At 48.7% G+C, this 2,719-nt stretch carries 4 protein-coding genes and 1 pseudogene; all 5 read left to right on the plus strand.

From position 1 onward, the window contains the following. Positions 1–441: 441 nt before the first annotated feature. A complete protein-coding gene (locus NKF06_RS20365; RefSeq protein WP_004062141.1) occupies positions 442–750 on the plus strand; it encodes a ribbon-helix-helix protein, CopG family in 309 nt (102 codons plus the stop codon). After that, positions 751–1,251 carry a PIN domain-containing protein gene (locus tag NKF06_RS20370; RefSeq protein ID WP_253246438.1) on the plus strand — a complete coding sequence of 167 codons (501 nt, stop codon included), beginning with the start codon at positions 751–753 and terminating at the stop codon, positions 1,249–1,251. It begins immediately after the preceding gene. A gap of 622 nt (positions 1,252–1,873) precedes the next feature. Next, positions 1,874–2,017, plus strand: a pseudogene (locus NKF06_RS20375) (integrase core domain-containing protein); the annotation flags it as partial. Positions 2,018–2,110: 93 nt separating this feature from the next. Then, positions 2,111–2,434: an SDR family NAD(P)-dependent oxidoreductase gene (locus NKF06_RS20380; RefSeq protein ID WP_253246439.1), complete on the plus strand. Its 324-nt coding sequence runs from the start codon at positions 2,111–2,113 to the stop codon at positions 2,432–2,434. A 20-nt stretch (positions 2,435–2,454) separates the two neighbouring features. Next, positions 2,455–2,719, plus strand: a 265-nt coding sequence (locus NKF06_RS20385; RefSeq protein ID WP_253246440.1) for an SDR family oxidoreductase, incomplete at its 3' end; no start/stop codon positions are given.

Genomic DNA, 2,719 nt, shown 5'->3' on the forward strand with positions numbered 1-2,719 from the left:
CGCATCAAGCGCTCGACGGACGAACACCGGTCGAGGAGGCGACTAACTAGACAGTGCCCACGTAGGTGAATGTTCACTTAGGCAGACTACTGGGGGCCGAGATACTGCTTGCACTCTGCAATCAGTTCGTCGGCGAATGACTCGGTCACTTGTCCCTGTGGATTGACAACGGCGTCATGTTTGATTGTCGCGACGACCCATGGAGAACAATACGAGGTCTTGGTCGGGTCTTTGCCACTCACCCAATCATCTCCAACTTCGAAGTTTCGCCGGAGATTACTGGTTGTGAGAGCTGCACACAGATACTCCTCGCCAGGATACGGGAGCGAGTCTGCATATAGAACTGGACTCCAAATCTTCTGACGATATCTGAGGGGGGCTTTGCGAGAGTAACCAAGCGACGAGCAGGCCGATAAAGTTTTGAATACGTACATACACTGTATGTACATGAGCACGAAACGGGTTAACTTCCGACTGCCCGAAGAGTTAGTAGCACACGCGGACATCGCTGCCGAAGTCACTCACAAAAACCGAACGGAGATTCTCATCGAAGCACTCCGACAGTATCTCGAAGAGAAAGAGTCTGATGAGAGTTTCCGTGAGGCTGTTGTCGAACTGTATCTGAATAACCACATCGAGTTCGAGAAACTGGCCGAGATTATCGGGCGACAGGATGCCGAAGCCGTCCGCGCTTCGAAAGAGGTACTTGATCGTGGTGAAGAACTCGCAGACAAGCTCGCAGACCTCTAAATGCTCGTTGTAGACACGAGCGCATTCAACTCTCTTTCAGTCGGCGAAGTTTTCGACGTCTTCGTCACCGAGTTTGACGTCGCAACCACAGAGGCAGTTCTTGAGGAACTCCAAAGAACTGCTGAGTACGATGACCGCCATGGCAAAGCTGCCAATGCCGTCCTCGATACGGCCGACGAGTTCACCGTTGTTGCTGTCGCTGGTGGTGAGTTTGTGACGAGCCGAATCGACGATGGTGAAGCCAGCTGCGTAGCTGCAGTCCGTGAGGTGGATGCAGCGTTCTTGATTACCGACGACTACAGAGCTCTTCCTGAACTTCGAAAACTAGTGAGTGCAGAAGTTGCGCTATCCCCGATCGTTCTCCGGGCGCTGGTCAAGCGCGATGCCCTCAGCGAGGAGGAAGCAAGAGTCACCTTCGAGGCAATGGCAGAAGGACGTGATTGGCTCGGTGCGCCGATCTACCGGTACGCTCGACAGCTCCTCGAAGATACCTCAAAGTAAGGCATCTCTTCTCAAACTCTCCTTCTGACTCTACTGATACAAGATGAATGGTACGGAACTAGTCCATCCTCTGAAATTGTGTGTCGACACATCCTCGGAGAGTGGATGTGTGCGGGCCTTCTCAAAGACGATTTCGAGCTTAGATAAAATCTGATGGCGAGTCATCTGCACTCTGATCTGTTTTCTTCGGAAACGATGGGGTGTAAAGTTCGGATAGCAGCGGTTAGATTGACTAGTGCAATTATCGGTTTTTGTAACGGCTCAGGTGAAACAGATTGCGTTCAATGAAACTGCAGTCACACTCTGAGCCAGCAATATTGTATAATATGTGTACTATAACCTGGTAGATAGTGACTTTGTGCCGTGATTGTTGTCCGATAACAGACTAGTCGAATGATGTAATTTTTCTATGGGTAATCGAGGCATACAACTAACTGAGTGAGATGTCTGTACAAATATATTGTAAATAAGATTTTTTCTATCAATTATATCTGAGATGTGACCGAGATATGACTGTGGGATACAGTTATTTGCGCCCATGACTGAACGGATTTTATTAATTAAGCAACCAGGTAGTATTGTTAGTAAATTAGAATTATGTCTTGGAGATATGGCCTGGTTCCAAGTGTCAACATATTATTATTCGTGGGTGAGCAGTCACGGAAGCGTCCGCGAGTGGTTCATACAATTTGCGCAATACTACAACTTTCAAAGACCGCATCAAGCGCTCGACGGACGAACGCCAGTTGAGGAGGTTACTAACTAGACAGTGCCAACGAATACTATAGTTTACTCTGTAGACATGACCAACTGAGTATCTAGGGTTACTTTTTTCATTGGATCTCTCGATACATCATGTATGAGCGAATCAAGTGTTGCTATTGTTACCGGAGCAGGGAGTGGAATCGGTGCGGCCTGCGCTCGAAAGTTATCGAATACCGGTTACGAGGTTGTGCTAATGTCGAAGTCGGACAATGCAACTAAAGTGGCCGAGGAAATCGGAGGGACAGGTCTTACTGGTTCAGTAACCGATTCGGAAGACCTCGAAAACCTCGTCAAGACAACAATGGAATTACACGGTCGCATCGACGCAGTCGTAAACAGTACTGGGCATCCAGCAACCGGCGACCTACTTGATATTACTGATGAAGAATGGCATGACGTCTCGACCTTGTATACCTAAACGTCGTTCGAATTGCACAGATGGTCACGCCGCTTATGATAGAGAGTGGTGGTGGGTCAATTGTTAATATCTCTACCTTCTCAGCATACGAGCCATCACTTGACTTTCCGGTCTCTTCGGCACTCCGTGCGGCTCTTGGAAGCTTCACAAAGATGTTCGCTAATCGATACGGTGGGGAAGGTATTCGGATGAATAACGTTCTCCCAGGGTTTGTAGACAGCTACGAAGCAGACGAGGAAACAATAGCGGAAATCCCCATGGAACGTCAAGCACGTACCGACGAGG

This window comes from Haloferax sp. AB510 (assembly GCF_024136985.1).
Taxonomy (GTDB): domain Archaea; phylum Halobacteriota; class Halobacteria; order Halobacteriales; family Haloferacaceae; genus Haloferax.